The sequence below is a fragment of the Streptomyces sp. NPDC059564 genome (assembly GCF_042735575.1).
In the GTDB taxonomy this organism is placed as follows: domain Bacteria; phylum Actinomycetota; class Actinomycetes; order Streptomycetales; family Streptomycetaceae; genus Streptomyces.
The window spans coordinates 1-4,219 of sequence record NZ_JBHWBP010000503.1; the positions used below are offsets into that span (position 1 = coordinate 1).

Genomic DNA, 4,219 nt, shown 5'->3' on the forward strand with positions numbered 1-4,219 from the left:
CGCCGTGGCCTCCGCGAACGCGGCCGCAGCCGGCTCCAGCACCGGACGGGCACTCTTCTCGGTCATGTCGGACTCTCCAGAGCGTGGGGCATCGAGGGCGGGCAGCCCTCGGTGATCGTCGTGCCCACCGTCCGGCAGGCACAGCAGAAAAATAGTGCACGATTGAGTCGTGCACAACTTAATCGAGCACGCTATGGTCGCGTGCGCTTCGAACAGTAGGATGAGCAGCCGGGGATCCGGGCCGGTGGCAGCAGCGGACCAGGCGGAAGCAAAGGGAACGGCGGCATGGAGAAGGCGACGACCGGGCGGGCGGAAAGCGACTCGCTCAGGCTGGAGGACCAGCTCTGCTTCGCCCTTTACGCCGCCTCGCGCGCGGTCACGGCGAGCTATCGGCCCCTGCTGGACGAACTCGGACTGACCTACCCGCAGTATCTGGTGATGCTCGCTCTCTGGGAGCGGGAATCCCTCTCCGTACGGGACCTGGGCGCCGCGCTCCAGCTGGAGTCCAGCACGCTCTCCCCACTGCTCAAGCGCCTCGAAGTGAACGGCCTGGTCCTGCGCGAGCGGCGCGTCGACGACGAGCGTTCGGTTGCGGTGCGCCTCACCGAGGCTGGTGCGGACCTCCAGGGCAAGGCCCGCACCGTCCCGCTGGCCATCGGTGATGCGATGAACCTGACTCCGGAGCAGGACGCCACTGCCAGACATCTGCTCCGCCTGATCACGGCGAATGTCACCCGCAGGTGAGCGCCGCCCTTCTCCCCTGCACGGTTCGTGGTAGCGGGCACTGTGGTCAGAGGCGCGTCATGTCATCGGCTTGCGGCCCGGCCGGTTGGGGACCGATCGAGGTGACCGACAGCGGTGAGGTCTGCCGGGGTTGTCGTCAGGCGGCCCAGATCTGCTGTCCTGCGGCGTTGTAGAGGCGGAGGGACCCGTCGGTGCCGAGGGCTAGCCAGCCGGGATTCTTGTTGTTGGTGCCGGCTGCCCAGTTCGGGTGGCCGTCCTTGTCGTGAACGACGATGTTGCCGTCGGTCTGGAGTCTGAGCTGTGTGCCGCCACGGGCGGTATGGGACCACACCTTTTGGCCGCTCTTGGTGAGGATGAGCGCGCCGGTGGTGAGGGTGAGCCGGTACATCCTGCAGTACAGCGGCGAGACGGCGCAGCAGAGGCGCCGCCTCCCCCGCCGCAGACCGCACGAGTTGTCGAGCCAGAACGTCTTGCACCGCGTGGTCGCGGCGTCCTGTACGCAGCCGATGTTCACCGTCGTGGTGTCGTCCGTCGCCGCTTCCGTGTCGAAGGCCGTGGCCGGATCGGCCAACTGGCAGGCGCTGACCGGAGGTTCCTCCGCCCGCGCGACCGTCGGCCCGGGAAGCGCGGTGAGCAGTGCCACCGAGAGAGCGAGCGCCACCACGCGGAGCCCGGCCAGCCGCCGTGCCCGGGTAACCCATCGCGGTCTGGCCATGTATGAAGACAGCCTCGTCCTCCTGGTCATCGCCACCGCCGAAGCGAACCGCAGGTCACTGACATTGATCAGCTGGGTTGTTCTGTCCGGCGTCAGCCCGTACGGTCGACGCCCCAGTGACAGGCGCGTGCTCCGCCTGAGGGGTTCGCCTCAGACGGAGCCGGTGAGGCCGGGTGGTGGTGTCACACGGTCTTGAGTGCTGCGACGGACGGCGCCGTCAGGTGGCCGCCGTGGCCGACGTACACCGTGGTCGGTGCGTGGTCCGCGATGGCGCGCATGCTGCGTGCGGCGGCGTCCAGGTCGGTGGCGAACATCGGCTTGCGGGCCATGCGCGCTCGCATCATGCCTCCGGAGAGGGCGTCGCCGGCGAGGATGCTGTGGTCGGGGAGCAGTACGCACACGGACCCGGGGGTGTGGCCGGGGGTGACGAAGGACCGGCCGATGCCGCCGTGCCGGGTCAGGTCCTCTTCGTCGGTGAGGATGATGTCGGGTTCTATGGCCGGGATTTCGGCCTTGGCCAGCATGACCTTCATGAGGCGGGGCATCAGGCTGGTGGGCTGGAGGTCGACGCGGCCGCCGCGTCGGAGCTGGCCGGCGTCGTCGCGGTGGATGGCGATGGGGGCTCCGGTGGCCTCCCGCAGTTCCAGCGCCGAACCGCTGTGGTCGGCGTGGTGGTGGGTGAGCAGGATGAGTTTGACGTCGGAGGGGCGCAGGCCGGCGTCGGCGATCTGCTGGAGCATCGCGGGGGCGCGCCCGGCGACGCCGGTGTCCACGATCATGGCGCCGTTCTCGTTGGTGACGAGGAAGGCGGACGAGGCGAGGTTCTTGACGGTGTAGACGGTCATGGCTTCTCCCGGAGTGATGGCGTTGTGGGATTTGGAGGGGTGCTGGTGGCTCTGCGGCCGGCGGGCTGTCGTGCGGGGGTCAACTGCCCGCTGGCCGTACGGTCGTGGGCGACGTCGTGAGGTGCAGTGCCGGCAGGCCGCGGCGGCGGATCATGAACTCGGCGATGACGATGTTGGGCAGCCAGCACAGGAAGGGCAGGGGGGCGTAGGCCTGGGTCAGGATGGCGTCGAACGGGTCCGGGCCGTGTGCGAAGGGCACTTGGGCGAAGATCAGCACGCCGAACCAGAGTCGCAGGGTGACCGCCGCGTAGGTGAGGGCGAAGTTGCGGATCATCCAGGCCTGATGGCTGCGGATGTCACGTGTGCGGACGGCCTTGTAGCCGCGCCATGCCGTCCAGCCCCACAGCACTGCCAGCGAGCCGAAGCCGAAGAATCCCAGCAGGCCCACCGAGCTGAACATCGACATCACGAACGCGGAGACCGCGCCGATCGCGACACTGACCATGTACGTGCGCCCGATCGCGCGGTGAAGTCGTATGCGGCGGTTGCGTAGTCGCTGGGAAAACTGCCATGGCCCGAGCGCGAGCGCCAGCCCGGCGGACACGACGTGGACGTAGAAGGCCACGCGGATCGGCAGCGCCCGGGAGGCGTAGCTGTCCGCGAGCCCGACGTGCTGGTGCGCCAGGGCGTCGAGGGTGCCCTGGGCGTACTGGCCCACGAAGTAGCCGGCGATCGCCAGCGAGGAGAGGGCCACCCAGGCCCAACTCCACTGCGAACGGCCCGGCCGGGGACGCCCTTCGGTGGGTGCGGGACGTGCGATGGAAGCCATCCGAACTCCTCGTGTCCTCACGCTGCTTCGATGTGAACGGCTCTAACATAACAGCCGATGTTAGAATCGGTAACATGGAAAGCGTCGGAGTTTCCCGCAGGGCTCGCGGAGTGCTGGTGGCCGGCGGGGCCGACAAGGAGGGACGGCAGATGGCACGGACGACGTACCACCACGGCGCGTTGCGTCAGGCGCTGATCGACGGGGCCCGGGAGATCCTCGCCGAACGAGGGCACGAGCAGTTCAGCCTCAACGAGGTCGCCCGCCGGGCCGGTGTGAGCACCGCCGCGCCCTACCGTCACTTCAGCGGCAAGGACGAACTGCTGGCCGCGGTGGCCGCGCAGGGCTACGCCACGCTGTACGAGAGCCTCAAGGCGACGGCGGCGGACACGGCCGGCGCGCGCGAGCGGCTACTGCGGCTGGGCGGGGCGTACGTACGCTTCGCACACGACCACCCCGACCTGTTCGTGACCATGTTCCGCAGCGGGCCGGGCGCCGACCCGGTCGGTCACGACTCCTTCGAGGTACTCCTGGAGGCCGTCGCCGACGCACAGGCGGCCGCGCTCATTCCCGAGAAGCCCTCGCCGGAGCTGATGGCCAGGTCCGTCTGGGCCACCCTGCACGGCCTCGCGGTGCTCAGCCTGCGCCAACCCCACCAGAGGTTCGGCATGGACGAACCTCCCGAAGACCTCGCCACCAGCACCCTGTCGGCGATGTTCGGGCTCTAGCCGTGCCGCCCGTCTCTCATGCCTCCTTGCCCGTGCCGAGCGGATCGGAGCTGTCGCCCTGCCTTGTCATGCCGCGCCGGAGGTCAATGCCGCGGCACCGAAGGAGACGTCGAAGCGGTCGCACCAGATGGTGACGCTGGGGAAGTCGGCCAGGTTCACGTCGGCCGGGATCCCGTAGTTCTGGTTGCCCTGGTTGCCCTTGAGCTTGCCCAGGCTCACGTACCCGCCGTCGTCGAACACCCGCCAACCGTCCGTCCCCTCCGTCACCCGGGCCCGCCCCATACTCGTCCGCGCCGCTTCGTCCCCGTCACGCCCGTTCTCGAACCCGCGGCCGCCGCGTTCGCCCAGGCCTGCCACCGCC

Annotated in this window: 7 protein-coding genes; 3 read left to right on the forward strand and 4 right to left on the reverse strand. The window is 69.1% G+C overall.

All coding sequences use genetic code 11. The features are described from left to right. Both ACFV0Q_RS39020 and ACFV0Q_RS39025 read left to right on the forward strand, forming a co-directional pair. The coding region (locus ACFV0Q_RS39020; protein ID WP_385012512.1) for a hypothetical protein at window positions 1-219 on the forward strand (219 nt) is incomplete at its 5' end. A 66-nt stretch (window positions 220-285) separates the two neighbouring features. Beyond that, window positions 286-744: a MarR family winged helix-turn-helix transcriptional regulator gene (locus ACFV0Q_RS39025; protein WP_385012513.1), complete on the forward strand. Its 459-nt coding sequence runs from the start codon at window positions 286-288 to the stop codon at window positions 742-744. Window positions 745-880: 136 nt separating this feature from the next. Here the strand turns inward: ACFV0Q_RS39025 and ACFV0Q_RS39030 are convergent, their stop codons facing one another. From ACFV0Q_RS39030 to ACFV0Q_RS39040, 3 genes are all read right to left on the reverse strand, one after another. Continuing rightward, window positions 881-1,459: a hypothetical protein gene (locus tag ACFV0Q_RS39030; RefSeq protein WP_385012515.1), complete on the reverse strand. Its 579-nt coding sequence runs from the start codon at window positions 1,457-1,459 to the stop codon at window positions 881-883. A 182-nt stretch (window positions 1,460-1,641) separates the two neighbouring features. Beyond that, entirely contained in the window at window positions 1,642-2,304 is a 663-nt protein-coding gene (locus ACFV0Q_RS39035; RefSeq protein ID WP_385012517.1) for an MBL fold metallo-hydrolase, read from the reverse strand. Between the two features lie 79 nt (window positions 2,305-2,383). After that, window positions 2,384-3,133, reverse strand: coding sequence for a DUF2306 domain-containing protein (locus ACFV0Q_RS39040; RefSeq protein WP_385012519.1), 750 nt, complete (start codon window positions 3,131-3,133; stop codon window positions 2,384-2,386). A gap of 149 nt (window positions 3,134-3,282) precedes the next feature. Between ACFV0Q_RS39040 and ACFV0Q_RS39045 the strand changes: the two genes are divergently transcribed. Continuing rightward, window positions 3,283-3,858, forward strand: coding sequence for a TetR/AcrR family transcriptional regulator (locus ACFV0Q_RS39045; protein WP_385012521.1), 576 nt, complete (start codon window positions 3,283-3,285; stop codon window positions 3,856-3,858). Window positions 3,859-3,924: 66 nt separating this feature from the next. Here ACFV0Q_RS39045 and ACFV0Q_RS39050 read toward each other — a convergent pair. Continuing rightward, the coding region (locus ACFV0Q_RS39050; protein WP_385012523.1) for a DM13 domain-containing protein at window positions 3,925-4,219 on the reverse strand (295 nt) is incomplete at its 5' end.

Bases quoted from the DNA above. Each gene is read 5' to 3' on its own strand.
- ACFV0Q_RS39025 (WP_385012513.1), top strand. From the start codon at position 286: ATGGAGAAGGCGACGACCGGGCGGGCGGAAAGCGACTCGCTCAGGCTG.
- ACFV0Q_RS39030 (WP_385012515.1), bottom strand. From the start codon at position 1,459: ATGGCCAGACCGCGATGGGTTACCCGGGCACGGCGGCTGGCCGGGCTC.
- ACFV0Q_RS39035 (WP_385012517.1), bottom strand. From the start codon at position 2,304: ATGACCGTCTACACCGTCAAGAACCTCGCCTCGTCCGCCTTCCTCGTC.
- ACFV0Q_RS39040 (WP_385012519.1), bottom strand. From the start codon at position 3,133: ATGGCTTCCATCGCACGTCCCGCACCCACCGAAGGGCGTCCCCGGCCG.
- ACFV0Q_RS39045 (WP_385012521.1), top strand. From the start codon at position 3,283: ATGGCACGGACGACGTACCACCACGGCGCGTTGCGTCAGGCGCTGATC.